General features: G+C 35.6%; 13 protein-coding genes. 1 reads left to right on the top strand and 12 read right to left on the bottom strand.

The window, feature by feature from the left end; translation table 11 throughout:
• Positions 1–105: 105 nt before the first annotated feature.
• The 8 genes from HXL38_000955 to frr all read right to left on the bottom strand — a co-directional run bounded on the left by HXL38_000955 (position 106) and on the right by frr (position 10089).
• Positions 106–2634: a hypothetical protein gene (locus tag HXL38_000955; protein QWB91129.1), complete on the bottom strand. Its 2529-nt coding sequence runs from the start codon at positions 2632–2634 to the stop codon at positions 106–108.
• Positions 2635–2758: 124 nt separating this feature from the next.
• Positions 2759–4633 carry a DUF2207 domain-containing protein gene (locus HXL38_000950; protein QWB91128.2) on the bottom strand — a complete coding sequence of 625 codons (1875 nt, stop codon included), beginning with the start codon at positions 4631–4633 and terminating at the stop codon, positions 2759–2761.
• Complete coding sequence (locus HXL38_000945) at positions 4617–5606, bottom strand: lactate dehydrogenase (protein QWB91127.1); 990 nt, start codon at positions 5604–5606, stop codon at positions 4617–4619. Before HXL38_000945 ends, HXL38_000950 begins: the two co-directional genes overlap by 17 nt.
• 44 nt (positions 5607–5650) lie before the next feature.
• A complete protein-coding gene (locus HXL38_000940; GenBank protein ID QWB91126.2) occupies positions 5651–6901 on the bottom strand; it encodes a prolyl-tRNA synthetase in 1251 nt (416 codons plus the stop codon).
• A 56-nt stretch (positions 6902–6957) separates the two neighbouring features.
• Positions 6958–7419, bottom strand: coding sequence for a transcription elongation factor GreA (gene greA, locus HXL38_000935; GenBank protein ID QWB91125.1), 462 nt, complete (start codon positions 7417–7419; stop codon positions 6958–6960).
• 61 nt (positions 7420–7480) lie between these two features.
• Complete coding sequence (locus tag HXL38_000930; protein ID QWB91124.1) at positions 7481–8287, bottom strand: CPBP family intramembrane metalloprotease; 807 nt, start codon at positions 8285–8287, stop codon at positions 7481–7483.
• A gap of 2 nt (positions 8288–8289) precedes the next feature.
• Positions 8290–9468 carry a M50 family metallopeptidase gene (locus tag HXL38_000925; protein ID QWB91123.2) on the bottom strand — a complete coding sequence of 393 codons (1179 nt, stop codon included), beginning with the start codon at positions 9466–9468 and terminating at the stop codon, positions 8290–8292.
• Between the two features lie 66 nt (positions 9469–9534).
• The gene (gene frr / locus HXL38_000920; protein QWB91122.1) at positions 9535–10089 is read right to left on the bottom strand and encodes a ribosome recycling factor; all 555 of its coding nucleotides are present in this window, start codon (positions 10087–10089) and stop codon (positions 9535–9537) included.
• A 115-nt stretch (positions 10090–10204) separates the two neighbouring features.
• Between frr and HXL38_000915 the strand changes: the two genes are divergently transcribed.
• A complete protein-coding gene (locus tag HXL38_000915; protein ID QWB91121.1) occupies positions 10205–10564 on the top strand; it encodes a hypothetical protein in 360 nt (119 codons plus the stop codon).
• Between the two features lie 485 nt (positions 10565–11049).
• Here the strand turns inward: HXL38_000915 and xseB are convergent, their stop codons facing one another.
• Genes xseB through secA form a run of 4 tightly spaced genes read right to left on the bottom strand, consistent with a single transcriptional unit; the run spans position 11050 to position 16346 of the window.
• Positions 11050–11247: an exodeoxyribonuclease VII small subunit gene (gene xseB / locus HXL38_000910; GenBank protein ID QWB91120.1), complete on the bottom strand. Its 198-nt coding sequence runs from the start codon at positions 11245–11247 to the stop codon at positions 11050–11052.
• Positions 11231–12376 carry an exodeoxyribonuclease VII large subunit gene (gene xseA, locus HXL38_000905; GenBank protein QWB91119.1) on the bottom strand — a complete coding sequence of 382 codons (1146 nt, stop codon included), beginning with the start codon at positions 12374–12376 and terminating at the stop codon, positions 11231–11233. The genes xseB and xseA overlap by 17 nt, the downstream gene beginning before the upstream one ends.
• 52 nt (positions 12377–12428) lie before the next feature.
• Complete coding sequence (locus HXL38_000900; GenBank protein QWB91118.2) at positions 12429–13718, bottom strand: insulinase family protein; 1290 nt, start codon at positions 13716–13718, stop codon at positions 12429–12431.
• Entirely contained in the window at positions 13719–16346 is a 2628-nt protein-coding gene (gene secA, locus HXL38_000895) for a preprotein translocase subunit SecA (GenBank protein QWB91270.2), read from the bottom strand.
• Positions 16347–16461 lie beyond the last annotated feature (115 nt).

Here is a 16461-nt window from a genome sequence, read left to right as displayed (position 1 = left end):
TAGCATATTTTATGCAAAAAAACACCCTTTCTGTTTTTGAAAGAGTGTTTCCTATATTTAGTTAGCACCAAATTTTCTGTTTGATTTAGTTGGATCGCTCACAGTTTACCGAGGTTGAATATTTTGATTACTACTATTATTATTTATTGGCTGCGAGGCTTGAGTAGCTTGTGCTGGGGGTGCATTATACGTATCGGAGCTAAAGGTGGACGACCCGCTCTGATCTTGCTGTGAAGCTGAAGTTTGATAATTCACTTCTACCTTTTGACTAGTAGAATATTGAGTATTGCTTGCTGTATCCGCAGCCGTTTGTGAAGCTTGAGATTGAGCCAACTTTTGCATCGCCATAAAGTTAGCCTGCTGGTCTGGCGTTAGGGACATTGTTCCATTTGCATTGGCAGTGAGAGCTTGCTCAGCAATCTTACCCATATTCTGTGCTTGTAAAATCTTGCTTTGGTCACCACTATTAAATGCGCTTTGCATTGCCTTAAACGCTTTATTATCATTAACATTTGCGCTAGACATGTCAGACCAATCAGCCATTTGCTTAGCACTTGCACCTGAGTATGTTGAAATATCATTTTCAAAATCTTGAACAGATTTGATATTTTCTGAAGAAAAATCTTGCATGACTGCTTTTGCTGCAGCAGGGTTAACCTTCTTAATATCACTACCAGCTTTTGATGCAATTTGAGCCGCAACAGATTTTCTCTGTTCAGAATCGCCAATATTTAAAGCACTATTAGCAATACTACTCATTGCAGCAGCCTGACCAGCACTATTAAGGCCCGATTTTGTCACTGCTTGTGAAAGAGCACTATACATTAAACCTTGTTGAACAGGATCAGAAACATTCGAAATTCTTGCAAGCTCAGAATTGACATTCGATACACTGTTACCAATTCCTGAAGCCATAGCAGTAACCATTCCATCGGTTTGACCTTTTTCAAAACCACCAATAGCAGCACCAAGTTGCCCCATTCTTCGATAATCTGAAGCGGTAGGGTTTCTCTTTGCTTGAAGTTTTCGAAGTTCATTACGATTTCTTCTATATTGACCCTCTTCATATTTTGCTGTACGAGCATTTTTACCAATAGGAATTCCAGCAATACTCCTATTTGCAGCTTTCTCTCTTGAAGCCTTGGCCCAGTTTGAATTCTGACCAACAGAATTAATTTTACCAGACATTTTGTCAATAGCGCCACGCAAATTTCCGCCAGTCAAGCCATCAATAAACGAAAGTACAGTTTTAATAACTGCAATAATTGCAAATAGCGATAATATAGGCAAAACGCCATAAATAATTTTAAGTAGAGGGTCATCAACTACGCCATATAGTAAATTAGAGACAAACAAAGCACCACCGACTATTAACGAACAAATTGGGTAAATTATTAGCATATTTTTTGTAAGCTTGACCCACTTTTTGAAGACTCCTTCTGTATTTGGCAATAATCCTGCAACAAAAGCTAAAGGAGAAGTCACGACAAGAACTATAACAGCTGCTTCCCTTATCATTAATATAAATACAGTCATTACAACAGCAAGTGCAGCAGAGACGATAAATAGAAGAATTGTGGCTCCACCAACGAGAGCAGCGGTAACCCCTGCAGCGATAAGCGCACCTGTTGCTGCAGTACCTGTTAAAATTCCTTCAACAGGAGATGTTTCTTTCTGGACGTCACTAGAAAAGTTCCAATTTCCATCATTTGATAGCCACTTAAATAAAGTACTACCAACAATATTCGAAATATCAATAGCAATCACAACGATATACCAAGAAATATTCACTAAAATTGCATAAATAATAATTTTTGGAAGCATCTTCTTAATACCGTAGTTAGAAATCCCTACACCAGTTACTTGCGAGAAAATTATTATCGCAATCATAATCACAAAAAATATATTTGCAATATCTCTAAATGTTACCCAGTGTTTAAATGCCTCTTGGCCCTTCCCAGAATTTGAAAAAAGTTGATCAGATTTAATATTTAAGAAATTAGCTTGCATAAAATTATATAGACCAACAACAACACCAGTTGAACCACGAACAATCGGGCAAACAATCCAGCCAATCCATTCAATAGCGCAAGAATTTTTGTCTTTATTATCTTTATCTTTATCTTTATCTTTATCACCTTCACCAGGCTTATTGTCTGATGAAGATTTTGAAGCATCTTTAGTAACTTCCTTATCAGTAGCAACACTGTCTTTCTTAGAAAAACCCTGCTTTATAGATTCCTCTTGGCATTCTTTTGAATTTTTTGTAGCTCCACTATATCCATCACTAATACTTACACCTCGAGTTCCATATGCTTCACATCTTAGAAGAACCCATTCTTGTGCGTTAGTAACTTTCTTACCATTTCCGGATGCGCCTTCCTCAATAGCTTTTTTACAAGCTCTACTACTATCACTTTCCTGTCTTTGACCAGTAGGTCCATAAGTTTGAAAATAATCGCATCCAGACTTAGAAGCACCTTCATATTGAGTTCTGAATGATTGTCCTCCCTGACCAATATTCTCAGCATAAACATTGTTATTCAAAAAAATACTAAGCCCAAAAAAACTACAAATTAAAGTAAAAATAATCAAAACTTTTTTATTTTTCAACCCAACCCAAAATCTTTTCATAATGCTTATATTTAATCACAAAAAAGCAAAAAAATCAATATAGTTATGCTTTTTACTACAAAAAAGTAGCTTACATTTTTTGCAAGCTACTTTTCGAAAATCTGCTTTATAGAAAGGTGCGGTTTTACCAACCACCACCACCGCCGCCGCCAGCGCCGCCGCCAGAGAATCCACCACCTCCACCAGAACTGCTCGAACTTGGCGCAGAATAACTGTTCATTGCACTATTAAAGCTATTCAAGCTATTAGAAAACACCATAGCATTAAATGCTGTTGAGCCAACATACCAATCTGGTAGATAATTTTCATCTTGAAATTGCAATTCAAGCACCTTCGCCCAAGACTTCTCTAGCCCGAACAACGCTGCCCAAGGTAAAAGTTTTTCATAAAGTTTTACGCGAGAGCCACCAAATTCAGTTTGGAATCTTTCAGAATTCTGCAAACTTTGCGAAAATTTTAACCGTTCGCTTTCTGCTACTGAAATATAAAGCTTTAAACCTTCAAGATAATTTTTTGCTTCAAAACCTTTTCGAGATGGAATTTTTATATTTGAAATAGTAAATATTAAAATTGAGAGCATAACGGCTGCAATGAAAGAACATATAGCTACCGTAAACCAAGGTGAAATAGTTGAAATAAAATTAACTATTATTCCGCTCGCAAAAAACAATACCACAGATAAAATAGTCACTCCGCCAGCAAAAAACTGAGAATTACTGAACACTGCTGGCTTTTCTTGAACATAGTAAGAAGTTCCGCTAAATGCGGAGTTTAAAACTTTCGAAGAAATATCAGAGGCTTGCGTACTACTCATTTGTTTAGATAAATCAATCTCAGTTTTACTTCTAAAAAATGAATTTAATAATGAAAGCATATCTTGATTCAAATTATCTCGATTTAATAGCTGAATTGTATAGCTCTTTTTCTTGCCACCCAAAAAGCCCTTCGAAGTTTTTTCAACAATCTGAATATTGCCATTCACCGCAAAAAATAGCATTGCAGCAGTAAGTTTTTTATTTGATTTTACTAAATTCCCCGCATCCAAAATATCTAATTCTTCAATTTTTGGCGGCAAATATTGCGGAACAACCGCTTTCGAAACCTTGTTTTCTCTCTTAACTGAATTATATTTTAAAATAACCCGAACAGCAAAGAATAGTGTAATTACCGCCAAAATTAACGCCAAAATTCCAAAAATTATTGTATTTACGTCAATACCGCTCGCTTCTGGTTGAGCAAATTTACTATTAAAGTCAATTTCAAATGTTAAATTCTCGCCAGCTTGAACATCTTTTTGCGAGAACTTAAAAACTCCCTCTTCCGACTTACGCTCAAAAGTATTGCACTCTTCAGTTGAGCCTTGCATTCCAGCAAAACATCTCACCGTACCATTAAATTCTTTCAAAACTGATGAATCTAAATTAACTGTTGCAATAACTTCATTAAAAGGTCGTTTCCACTGAGTTCCATTGGTGTTCATAATCATTTTTTGTACACTACCATCTGTTAACAGTAGATTTTTAAACCGATATTTTAGCTGATATTTATGTCTTCCATAAACGAAACTTCCGCTTTCGCCAATTCGAAATACGATATTTCCGTCACTTTCATAAGTTGAATATGAAACTTTTTTGCCATCCATTTCAATTTCAGCTTTACCATCAAAAATAGTTTTACCATTAAAAAACCGCGGAATTGCACGCTCGATTCCGTGATTTATACCATCACGGATAAAATATGTCGAAATATTTTCAGTAATTTCAAGATTCGTATTTCCTTTTTGGTCGGCGCTAAAATTATATTTTGCATCAAACTTCGAAAAAATAATATTATTATTTTTTATTCGCAGCTCAGCTTCTTCAGCATCACGATTCCGCCGTCTTCTGGCAAAAGCTTGATTTGAAAAACTGCCAAAAGTAAAACTAAAAGCCAAAACTGCCACTAAAAATAGTGGCATAATTTTGGTGATTTTTCGAATAAAATTATTTTGTAATTTCATTGTCGGTTGTTCCTGCATTTTTAAAATTAATTAAATTCTCAGTTGACATTTTTACCATATTTTGCACGGCAACATCTGTATTAAACGCAACGTGTGGAGTAATAATAACATTCGGAAAGTTCGCTAGATCGCGATAAACGGCATCCTTAATAATTTTTCCACTCAAATCTTTTCGAATTAGATTCTTTTCATGCTCAAAAACATCAAGGCCGGCTGCTGCAACTTTTCCGCTCACCAAAGCATCTCGCAAATCTTTGGAGTTAATGTGTCCACCACGCGCAGTATTAATAATGACTACTCCATCTTTCATTTTCGAAATACTTTCTGCGTTGATAATGTGGCGATTTTCTGGTGTTAAAGGAATATGAAGTGAAATCAAATCGCTTTCTGCGAAAACTTCATCTAAACTTTTATATTCCAAAATTTCACGAGCAGCATCATTTTCGAAAGTATCATAAGCAATTATTTTTGCGCCAAAAGCTTTAAAAGCCTTCGCGGTTGTTAAGCCAATATGACCCACGCCGATAATTCCAATGGTCATTGTATTAAGTTCGCGACCCATCAAATTATCTACCGAAAAGTTCTGATTTTTGGCGCGCGAAAGACAAAGTGGGATTTTTCGAATTGTTGCTAGTGCCAATGCAACAGCAAATTCAGCAATTGCGCTTGGCGAATATTGTGGTACGTTTGAAATTTTAATACCGAAGCTTTTAGCTTTTTCAATATCAATTCCATCAAACCCGGCCGTTCGAACAGTAAAATAAGAAATTCCCATTTTCGAAAGAGTTTCCCAAACATCGTTGAGTTCTTCGCTTGAAGTATAAGATGAAACCGCGTCAAAACCTTCAGCCAATTTTACAGTTTCAGCGTTTAAATCTTTTGGAGTTGTAGCATATTCAATACCAAACTGCTCCGCGAATTTTTCGAAATATTGGAGCTCATCTTTTCGTACACTATAAGCAATAATTTTCATACATCAATTATAATGCTTATACTTATTTTTTTCAAGAGCTGAGATTATTTTACAAATTTTTCAAAAAGTTCTTCTCTTGAAAGCAATTCGACTTCACCATTTACGCGCGTTACAACTTCGAATTTTCCACTTTCAATCAAACGATCAGAAACTGTCAAGCGATATGGAATACCCATTAATTCAGCATCGGCAAATTTTTGGCCTGGGCGAAGATTGCGGTCATCAAATAGAACCTCAATTCCTTTTTTTGAAAATTCATTATAAATTTCTTCTGCTAATTCTTGCGATTTTTCACCAATTTGCACAAGGTAAATTTTAGCTGGAGCAATATTTTCTGGCCAAATTAAACCTTTTTCATCACTAAATTTTTCAGCAATAACACCCATTACACGAGTGATTCCAATTCCGTAAGATCCCATCCAAGCTGATTTTCGTTCGCCATTTTTGTCAGTAAAATAAAGCCCCATTTCATCAGTTTTTTGCGTGCCAAAGTTGAAGATATTTCCGACTTCTGCAGTTTTAACCTTTTCTAATCCTTCTTTCGAACTAATTTCGCCAGCTTCAATTGCTTGGTCTAAGATTTCTTCGTTAAAAGCAAGAGTTTTTTCACCATCACGCTTTAAATAAACATAATCTTCACCAGCATCGCAAATCGTTTGAAATTCGTGGCTGAATTTTGTAAATGCCCCGCCACTAGCAAATGTCACAAAAGTATCTTTGCCTAAACCGAGGCGTTCGAAAATTCGTTCATAAGCTTTTGAAACTTTGGCATAATATGCTTCTAAATCTTCTTTAGTTTCGTGAATTGAATACAAATCTTTCATCAAAAATTCGCGACCACGCATAATTCCACTTTTTGCACGGAGCTCGTTTCGCATTTTATTTTGAAATTGAAAAACCGAAACTGGCAAATCTTTATAAGATTGAATATGATTCTTAAGCATTTCAACAATTGGTTCTTCATGGCTCCAACCTAATCCAACCTCTGTATTATCTTTCAGATTGGTTTTAAACCAAACATCCACAACATCATCGCTCCAGCGAGTTGTGCGTTCCCAAATTTCACGGCGTTGAAGCGTTGTCATTAAAATCTCATTTGCGTCGATTTTTTCAAGCTCTTCACGCACAATTTTTTTAATGTTTTCTAGCACTTTAAAACCAAGTGGTAAGTAGTCGTAAGCGCCTGCCATTTCTTTATGAACAAATCCGGCTTTAATTAAAAGTTGCGCATTCTTAGCTTCTTCACCAGATGGAACTGTTTTACTCGTTTTTGTATATAATTTTGATAATCGCATAAAATCTCCTTTTCGAAAATAAAACTCGGCTGAATTGGCCAACCGAGCTTTAAAAATTAGTTAATTTCTGTAATTTCGTATTTGATTACACCTTTTGGTGTCGTAATATCTACTTCTTCGCCGAGCTTTTTGCCCATGATCTGTTGGCCGATTGGTGATTCATTCGAAATCTTACCCTCAAGGGGGTTCGCCTCAACCGCACCAACCATTGTATATTTTACTTCTTTACCGTTTTCTAGGTTTTTTAAGCTAACTTGATTACCAAGAGATACAACGCCCTTTTCACCACCGCCAATAATTACAGCATTTTGCAAAATATTTTCAATTTCCATAATTCGAGATTCTGCTAAAGCTTGTTTTTTGCGAGCGGCATCGTATTCTGAATTTTCACGCAAATCACCAAAATCACGCGCAGTAGCAACTTCTTCTGAAATTTCTTTACGCTGCGAAATCAAAAGCTCTAGTTCAGCTTCGAGTTCTTTTTTTCCTATTTTCGTAATATTAAATTCTTGTTTCATAAAATAAAAATCCTCTAAATAAGTCTTATAATTATATCAAAGTTTTCGATTCAAGTCAACGCTAAGCTTGAAAGAATTGAATAGTTTGCAAAACGTAAAGCAGAAAGAAAGCAATCCCATTTTTAATCATATGAATTACAATCCCCGACCAAATTGTTTGTGTCCATTTTTCGCGAATAAGACACATCACAACGCTCATCACAAATACCGTTACGCCAACATTCATTTGAAAATGTACAAATCCAAAAAGTAAACTCGTTATAAAAATTGCAAGTGGAATATTCACTTTTCGAAGTTGACCATAAATTATTCCGCGAAAAATCAATTCTTCAAAAACCGGCGCAATAATAACAATTGAAATAAAAGCTAGCAAAAATTGCCAAGAATGAATCATCCCGCTGCGTTGAAAAACCAAATCTTGAACTTGCAATTTATCAAAATGAAGAATATTAGGCAAAAATTCTAACAAAATCCCAGAAATAATCATCGAGGCTATAAAACCTAAAATTGCTAAACCTAAATCTTGCCAAGTAATCACACCATTTAAAGCGATATCATCTTTCGAAATCTTCTGCTTGAAAAGTTTAGTCGGGATGAAATATACCATCGCAAGCATTAATCCAAGAAATAATGCTGAATAAATTGTAGTAGTAATCGTGTTTGAAGCCGCACTTTGATAGCCTGCATCGTTATTCCAAAAAATCAAAGCGAGTGAAAGTCGAATTATTACAGCTGAAAAATAACTTGCCGCAAAATATGACAAAATTGGAAAAATTGTCCAAAAAATAATTTTTAAAGGCTTTTTTGAAAGCATTTCATCATTCTTTTTTTGAAGTTTTAAAAATATATTTTTAAATTTATTCTTCATTTTTAACCTCTAAAAATCTTTGTAAAATCTAGAAAAATAATTAAAAGTGAAAGCCCCATCAAAAATATAAAACTCCAACCGTTGATATTCTCTTCATTCTCTTTTGAAAGTGGCTTTTTGAGCAAAATTCGAAAAATGAAAGTCATTAGCCAACGACCACCATCAAGTACAGGAATTGGCAGAATATTCATGCACGCCAAACTAATTGAAATAATTGCAGTTAGCATTAAGACCATATCAGGCCCCATCGAGATGATGTTTGGGAAGATTTCACCAATCACTAAAATTGGGCCAGAGACACTTTCACCTGCTTTTGAAAGTTGAGAATTTGCTTTCTGCTGTGATTGCTGATTCGGAATTAGCTTTTCGAAAACCCCGCCAAAAAAGTTCATAAAAAGTTCGCCAACACCTTTAAAAGTTTCACCCGTAAATTGAATTGTTGTGCCAAGCCCAACAATCGGTGCGCTCCAAGTTGCATGAATTTTTTGCATCCCATCAGTCAAAAATGCGCCCAAAAAACCATTCTTATTATTTTCGTTTAGCTTAACATCTTTTGAAAAAAAATGATCGCCACGCTGAATTTTTAAATTCACACTTTTGCCAGCATTACTACGCAAATCTTCTTTAACGGTGGTAGAATTATCAACTTTTTTACCATTAAATTCCAAAATTATATCATTTTTTTGCAAGCCAGCTTTTTGTGCAGGCGAATCATTCGAAATCTGTGAAACCTGCACGCCACCACCAGAAATTCTAACATCAGAACCTAAATAAAACTGATTCGAAATTAACTTTGGCATTCCAAAAATCGACAGGATCGTAAAAATAACAAAAGCAACTAGCCAATTCATTGCAACACCGGCAAATAAAATTTGAGTTTTTGCCCAAAAACTTGCCGCACCATAATCACCTTTTTTAGAATCTGAATCGTGTTCCCCTTTCAACCGAACAAAACCACCTAATGGAATCGCACCGATCGAAATTTTTGTGTTTTTTGGTAGAATTTTGTTAGTTTTTGCTCTAAAACTTTTAATTCTTGGCGGAAAACCGATTGCGTATTCTTTAAGTTTTACACCGTTTTTCTTGGCCGCAAGCGCGTGACCAAGTTCATGTATTGCAACTAAAAAAGTTAGCGAAATTAGACCAATAATTATCCCAAAAACTAAATTCAAAATCTCCATCCTGCCCTTTCGAAATTCTTTAAATTAGCTTTTGCCGACGTTTTTAAAGCGCCAGCAAAAAATAATTTAAATTGTGAGAATTTCTTTCTCTTTTTCTTTAAAAATTACATCAATTTGTGCGCTAAAATCTTTAATTTCAGCGTCAATTTCTTTTTCAATTCGCTTTAAATCGTCTTCAGTTAAAGATTTTTCATCTTTAAGTTTTTTGGCATGTTTTAAAGCATCTTGGCGAATATTTCGAAGCGTAATTTTTGCGCCTTCAACTTTTTCTGAAGTTTGTTTTACGATTTGCTTACGACGCTCCTCTGTTAGTGGCGGAACTGGCACTCGAACAACTCGGCCGTCATCGCTTGGATTGAATCCAAGGCTTTGATCGTTACGAATTGCAGCCGAAATTGCTGAAATATTATTCGCGTCAAATGGCGTAATTAAGATCATCCCCGCCTCTGGTGCAGTCATATTCGAAACTTGGTTTAATGGCATTTTTGTACCATAAACTTCAACCATAACACTATCAAGCATTGAAGGATGCGCTCGACCCGTTCGAACCTTCTTCATTTCACCCTTAAAATGCTCAACGGCTTCAGTCATTTTTAATTTAAATTCATCTGTATCAAACATAACACTATTATATCATACATCACCATTATTATTCAAATTGACTTTTAAGAGTTTTTATGCTATAATATTAGTTATAGCTTTTTAGAAAGCTAAAAAATAAAAAGGAGGTGCCAAAATGGCACTAGTATGTGTAAAACTTACTAAATCAGCACTAGATCATACTCATCTAGACGTTAAAGAAGCTATTCTTCAATATAACCCATCTCAAGAGAAAACAACTCGAAAGATTATTCAAAAATTTCTTAAGAAGAGAGTAGAAGTAGAAGATAAGCTCCTCGTTTTTGCTGACAAGCAAAACGATAAGCTTGGAAACTTACTCATATTGAAAAATGAGTGCAGTAAAGCAGGAATCGAACTAAGTATTTCGCTTTATTGTAAAAACGAAGATCCTGAAGAGGAGGAAGATGACTCATATTTCTTCAGAGAAGTTGATATAAACTTAAGCGAAGAGCTATACGGAATGCAGGTTTGGTAGGCAGACAGTACATTTCTCTCCCCCGCAACAAACTGCGGGGTTTTTCTTGACTAAAATTATATAAAATGTTAAAATATTAAAACTAAAAATGGAGGTGGCAAATGAGCCAAGAACTTTTACCTAAGCAAAACTGATTTAATTGATAGATTTGGAGTATTGCAAATTAAACTTTCTGACCGCGGTCGAAGGAATCAAGAATTTATTCATATTTTTGATAAAAATTCTCGCTTTTCGAAAGTCAAAGATGCTGAGATTCTTTCAAAGAAAATGCACAAAATAAATTTTGACTCAAAGAATACCTCCGTGATATTGAGTGCTACAGTGAGTCTAAAGACTCAAACTATCAGCGTAAAATTTTGATTGACTTTTGTAAACGACACAAGATAGACCTTCTCCTTCATATTGCAGAAGGAGATTCTCGTGGTAGATATAAAACACAAGTTTTCATTTTTTCGGTTTAGCTTCAATCTCGCTACGGCGAGATTTTATTCTTCTTGTGCAAAATTTTTACTCAAAATTTGAATTTCATTTTTAAGTGAATCAAGTTCCCCCTCGAGTTTTTCGGCTTTCGAAATTGCTTCTTTATATTTTTCAAAAACCTCTTCAAGAGGAATCTCACCACTTTCAATTTTTATTAAAATATCATCAATTTCAGCCATTTTTTTACTAATTTTGTTCGACATTTTTTACCTCCGCCGTTATTTTTTTATCAATTGTTTGAATCATAATTTCTTCACCAGCCGCTAATTTTCCGCTTACTAAAGCATAGCCTTTCGAAAGTATGTTTTGTGGATTGTAGCTTTCTAAAATTCGCTTTTTAGCTTGAATTTCTCTTTGCTGTTCAAAAATATTATTCAAAATTAAATCTTTCATTTTATAAATCTTTTGATGGTTTTCAATTTTCAATTCATCAATCTTCGAAATAATAAAATCGTTTGTGTGCAAAATTTTTGAACATAAAAATCTCATTTCGTCAAATTTATTCGGTGTTAAAAATTGCGCAACGTTACTTGGTGTTGAAGCCGCAAAATCTGCCGCTAAATCACACAAACTTTCATCAATTTCGTGGCCAATTCCTGTAATAACTGGCACCCGAGAAGCAGAGATCGCACGAACTAATTTTTCGTCATTAAAAACCGCTAAATCATCAGTACTTCCACCACCACGAATAATAGTAATCACATCTGGCAATTCACTTTGCGAATTGAAAAAATCAATTGCTCGAATAATCTGGTCGCTCGCAGAAATTCCCTGCACCTGCGTATGTGCAACAGTAATTTCTAACCCACCCCAACGCTCGTTAATAATCTTAATAAAGTCAGCATAGCCCGCTGCCTGAACGCTCGAAATAACAGCAATTTTTTGAGGATTTCGTGGAATTTCACGTTTGCGGCTTTCATCAAATAAGCCCTCTTTTATTAACTTTTCCTTTAAAATTTCGAAAGATTTTTTGAGACTTCCTTCACCTTTTGGTATGATTTTCTCAATTGTTAGGCTAAATTTTCCCCAATTTGTGAGTTTTGGCTTTGCTTGTACGATAACCTTCATTCCATCTTCGAGCGGAAATCGCATTTGCCAAACCGTCATAAAGCAACCAAGAACCGAATCTTCATCTTTCAAATCAAAAAAAACAAACTTATTGTGGTTCACCTTAAAGCTTGAAATTTCACCTTCAATCAGAATACTCGGAAAACTCTTTTCAAAAATATCATTGCTAGTTGCAATAAAATCTGAGACGCTATAAATTACCTCGTTCGGTTGAGGTTTTTTTATTTCAAAATTTAACAACTCTTCGAATTCATCAAAATCCATATAAAACTATTATAACATATTTTAAGCATAAAAAATAACCGCCGCGAAGCGATTATTTTTCGAATATTTTAGAAAATTCCCGGTTCAACTCTTGAATTTGTGATTTTTCACCGCCAGAAACTGCACCCAAAATCCAAGTATTTGCGTCTATAAATTCTTTCGCAACTTTAAAAATTTGCTCGCGAGAAATCTGCTTAATAAATTTTGGCTGAGATTTATAATCTCGAAGATGCCCATCCCAAAAATATCTAGAAGCATAAAATCCTGCCGTTGAAGCTACCGTTTGCCCGCCCATTTGAAACGAACCAAGAGAATAGCTCTTCATAGCGTCAAGCTCTTCTTCGGTAATTTCTTCGTTTAGAACCTTTTTGAGCTCTGAAACAATTAATTCAAAAAGCTCTTTAGCGGTTCCATAATTAGTTTGCCCTTCAAAATCCCAAGAAGAATCTTTTGGGCCACGTGAAGCACCAGAATAAATACCATAAGTTAAACCGCGTTTGCGAGCTTGGCCAAGGATTCGAGCGTGCATTGTACCAGTTAAAATATGGTTCAAAGCGTGCATTGCATCCATTTCAGATGTTGTAAGTTTTCGTGGAAGCAAAAGCGAAATACCAAAACTTATGTTTTTCAAATCTGGGCGATAAATAAAAATTGGCTCTTTCGGTTTTTTCATTTCATCAGTAATGATTTCGAAACGCTCACCTCTTTCAAGCGGTAAATTTTCAAAGCCTTCAAGAATTTTATTTTTGCGAGTTGGTGTGATTTTTCCGGCAATCACAAAACGCAGATTATCGGTTGTGTGCGTACGTTTATGATGCTCGCAAATATCTTCAAGAGTGATATTGTCAATCGTTTTAAGTCGCTCTTCATAAGTTAGAACTTTCTCACCAAATTCCTGCTGAATTTTTGGCCAAAGAAGACGCGCATTATTATTCAAATAGCCTGTAAGCTCATTTCGAACGTTCCCCTTTTCAGCTTTAAACTCAAATTCATTAAATTTAGGCTGACTAATTGATAGGAGTTGAAGTTCAAAAATCCTATCCCACTCAAAATCGGCACAATCCGCCACATAGTTCATACTCATATCTGAAGTTGAAGCGTTGTGATAAGCACCATTTTTAGTGAATTCAGCTTCAAATTCATGCTCGCTGACAAATTTTGCGTTTGCGCCAAAAGCCATATGTTCCATAATATGAGCGGTTTCATAAATTTTTGGACTTTTCGTATAACGCGAACCAGCCCGAAACTGAAATTGAAAACTCATCACCGTTGCATCTGGAACATTTACAAGAAGGCCGCGTACGCCATTTTTTAGGCGTACTTCTTCAACGGTGTGCCGCATTTATTTACGACCCTTCCTCTTGTTCTGACGTTGAGCTTTTTTAGCTTTCCGTGCGTTATTTTTCTTGGCATTTTCACTATTTTTTGAAGACACTTTTTTAGCTTTCGAAAAGTCTTCATCTCGGTTTTTTTCACCAGATTGAATTTCATTAACACCTTTCTCAACCGAATTTTCAGCAAGGCGAGTGAGCTCGGTATCATGATCTTCTTCTTGACGAACAGCAGCATCATTAGGTGTAATTCTAGTTAAAATTCGAATAGTCTCATCACGCAAAGTATTTTGCAAACCATCAAACAATTTTTGTGATTCAGCACGATATTCAACTAACGGATCACGCTGGCCAACACTTCGCCAATGAATTCCTTCACGCAAGAAATTCATATTTTCAAGATGGTTCATCCAAAGCGTATCAAGAATTTGCATATAAACTTCACGTTCAACTTTTTGGAACGCTTCTTTACCGATCTCATTTTCTTTATCTTGGTAAAGTTCTTCGGCAATATGTTTTGCTAATTTCATACGTTTTTTATCGTTCGAAATTCGACCAAGTGCTTCAATTTTCTCTTCTTCGATTGGGAAGATTTCAGTAAAATTCGAAACAAACTTTTCGTTATTTTTTGAAGGAAGTTCAGCAAGTTCTTCTGCTTTAGAAATAAACAAAGCCTTAATTTCATCTGTAATATCTTCGCCTTCAAGAATTTTTCGGCGCATCGTGTAGACAACTTTTCGGTGACGATTAATCACATTATCGTATTGAACAACATTTTTACGCGTATCAAAATTAAAGCCTTCAACACGTTTTTGAGCGTTCTCAAGAGTTTTCGAAACAGATTTATGCTGGATTGGCATATCTTCTGGCACACCGAGTCTATCCATCAACATTGCAATTCGTTCACCCTGGAAAATTCGCATCAAATCATCTTCAGTTGAAACATAAAATTGCGTTTCACCAGGGTCACCCTGACGTCCACCACGACCACGGAACTGATTATCGATTCGGCGAGATTCATGACGTTCTGAACCAATAACAACTAGTCCACCCAATTCTTTCACGCCTTTACCAAGCTTAATATCGGTTCCACGACCAGCAATATTCGTTGCGAGCGTAATTGCGCCTTTTTCTCCAGCACGCGCTACAATTGCGGCTTCATGTTCGTTATTTTTAGCATTCAAAAGGTTATACTTGATTCCTTCTTGATCAAGATATTTCGCAATTTGTTCATTCTTTTCAATTGAACCTGAACCAACCAAAACTGGGCGACCTTGTGCATGATATTCTTTAATTGCTTCTGCAACGGCTTTAAGTTTTGCCTTTTCAGTTTTAAAGATTAAGTCTTCTTTATCGTCACGGATAACTGGTTTATTCGAAGGAATTTGCACAACCTCTAAAGAATAAATTTGTTGAAATTCTTCGGCCTCAGTAAAAGCAGTTCCAGTCATACCAGAAAGTTTATTATAAAGGCGGAAGAAATTCTGGAACGAAATTGTAGCAAGTGTCATTGATTCTTGAAGAACCGGCACTTTTTCTTTCGCCTCAATAGCTTGGTGTAGGCCTTCATTGTATCGACGACCGTTCATTAAACGACCAGTGTGTTCATCAACAATAATCACCTCACCATCATTTGTCACAACATAATCTTTGTCACGTTTGAAGAGGGTTTCAGCACGCAAAGCTTGCTCAACATGGTAAACTGCACGAGAATGTTCTGGCGTGTAAAGATTCTTCATATTGAGAAGTTTTTCGATTTTATCAATTCCAGATTCAGTCAATGCTACACTTCGGCGTTTTTCATCAACTTCATAATCATCTTTCGAAAGCTGCGAAATAACTTGCGCAAATTGAATATAGCTTTCTGGGTTTTCAGCCGCAGGAGCAGAAATAATTAATGGAGTTCGAGCCTCATCGATTAAGATAGAATCAACCTCATCGACAATTGCAAAATTAAGCTCACGCTGGCGTAAAAGTTCAACTTCATTCACCATGTTATCACGCAAATAATCAAAGCCAAATTCATTATTTGTTCCATAGGTAATATCTGCCGCATAAGCCTCTTTTCGAGTTGCTGGGCGAAGCTTTCGCATATTTTCATCTTCGTGTTCTTCGTTGTCATATTCTGGATCAAAAATAAAGCTTGTTTCATTAATAATTACACCAACCGAAAGGCCAAGAAAATCATATAGATTACCCATCCAAGATGCATCGCGCTGAGCAAGATAATCGTTCACGGTTACAACATGAACGCCTTTTCCTTCCATCGCGTTAAGAGAAACCGGTAAAGTTGCCACCAAAGTTTTACCTTCACCAGTTTTCATTTCTGCAACTTTTCCTTCATGTAAAACCATTCCACCAATCAATTGAACATCAAAATGTCGCATTCCAAGCACACGAGTTGAAGCTTCACGCACAAGCGCAAAAACATCTGGCAAAATATCATCTAAATCTTTTTTCGAAAGGCTTTTTTTGAGTTTTTTAAAAGCTTCTTTGAGCTTTTCATCACTCATTTTTTTGTATTTTTCGCTTAGATTATTAATTTCATCAACTTTTCGTTGCAATCGGCGCAAAACTTTCTTTTGCGGGTCACCAAAAACAGTAGTCAAAAGTTTATCAACTTTGTTTTCTTCCACCATTACATTTTTTTTCTTCGCAGTTTTTTTAGACATTTCCCTCTCCATTAAAAACAGTATAAAATCTATCTTATATTTTACCATAATTTGAATATTAAAAAAAGCCCCTTTCAGGACT

Source organism: Candidatus Saccharimonas sp., assembly GCA_015256915.3.
Classification (GTDB): Bacteria; Patescibacteriota; Saccharimonadia; order Saccharimonadales; family Saccharimonadaceae; genus Nanogingivalis.
This window is presented reverse-complemented; position numbering and strand designations above follow the sequence as displayed.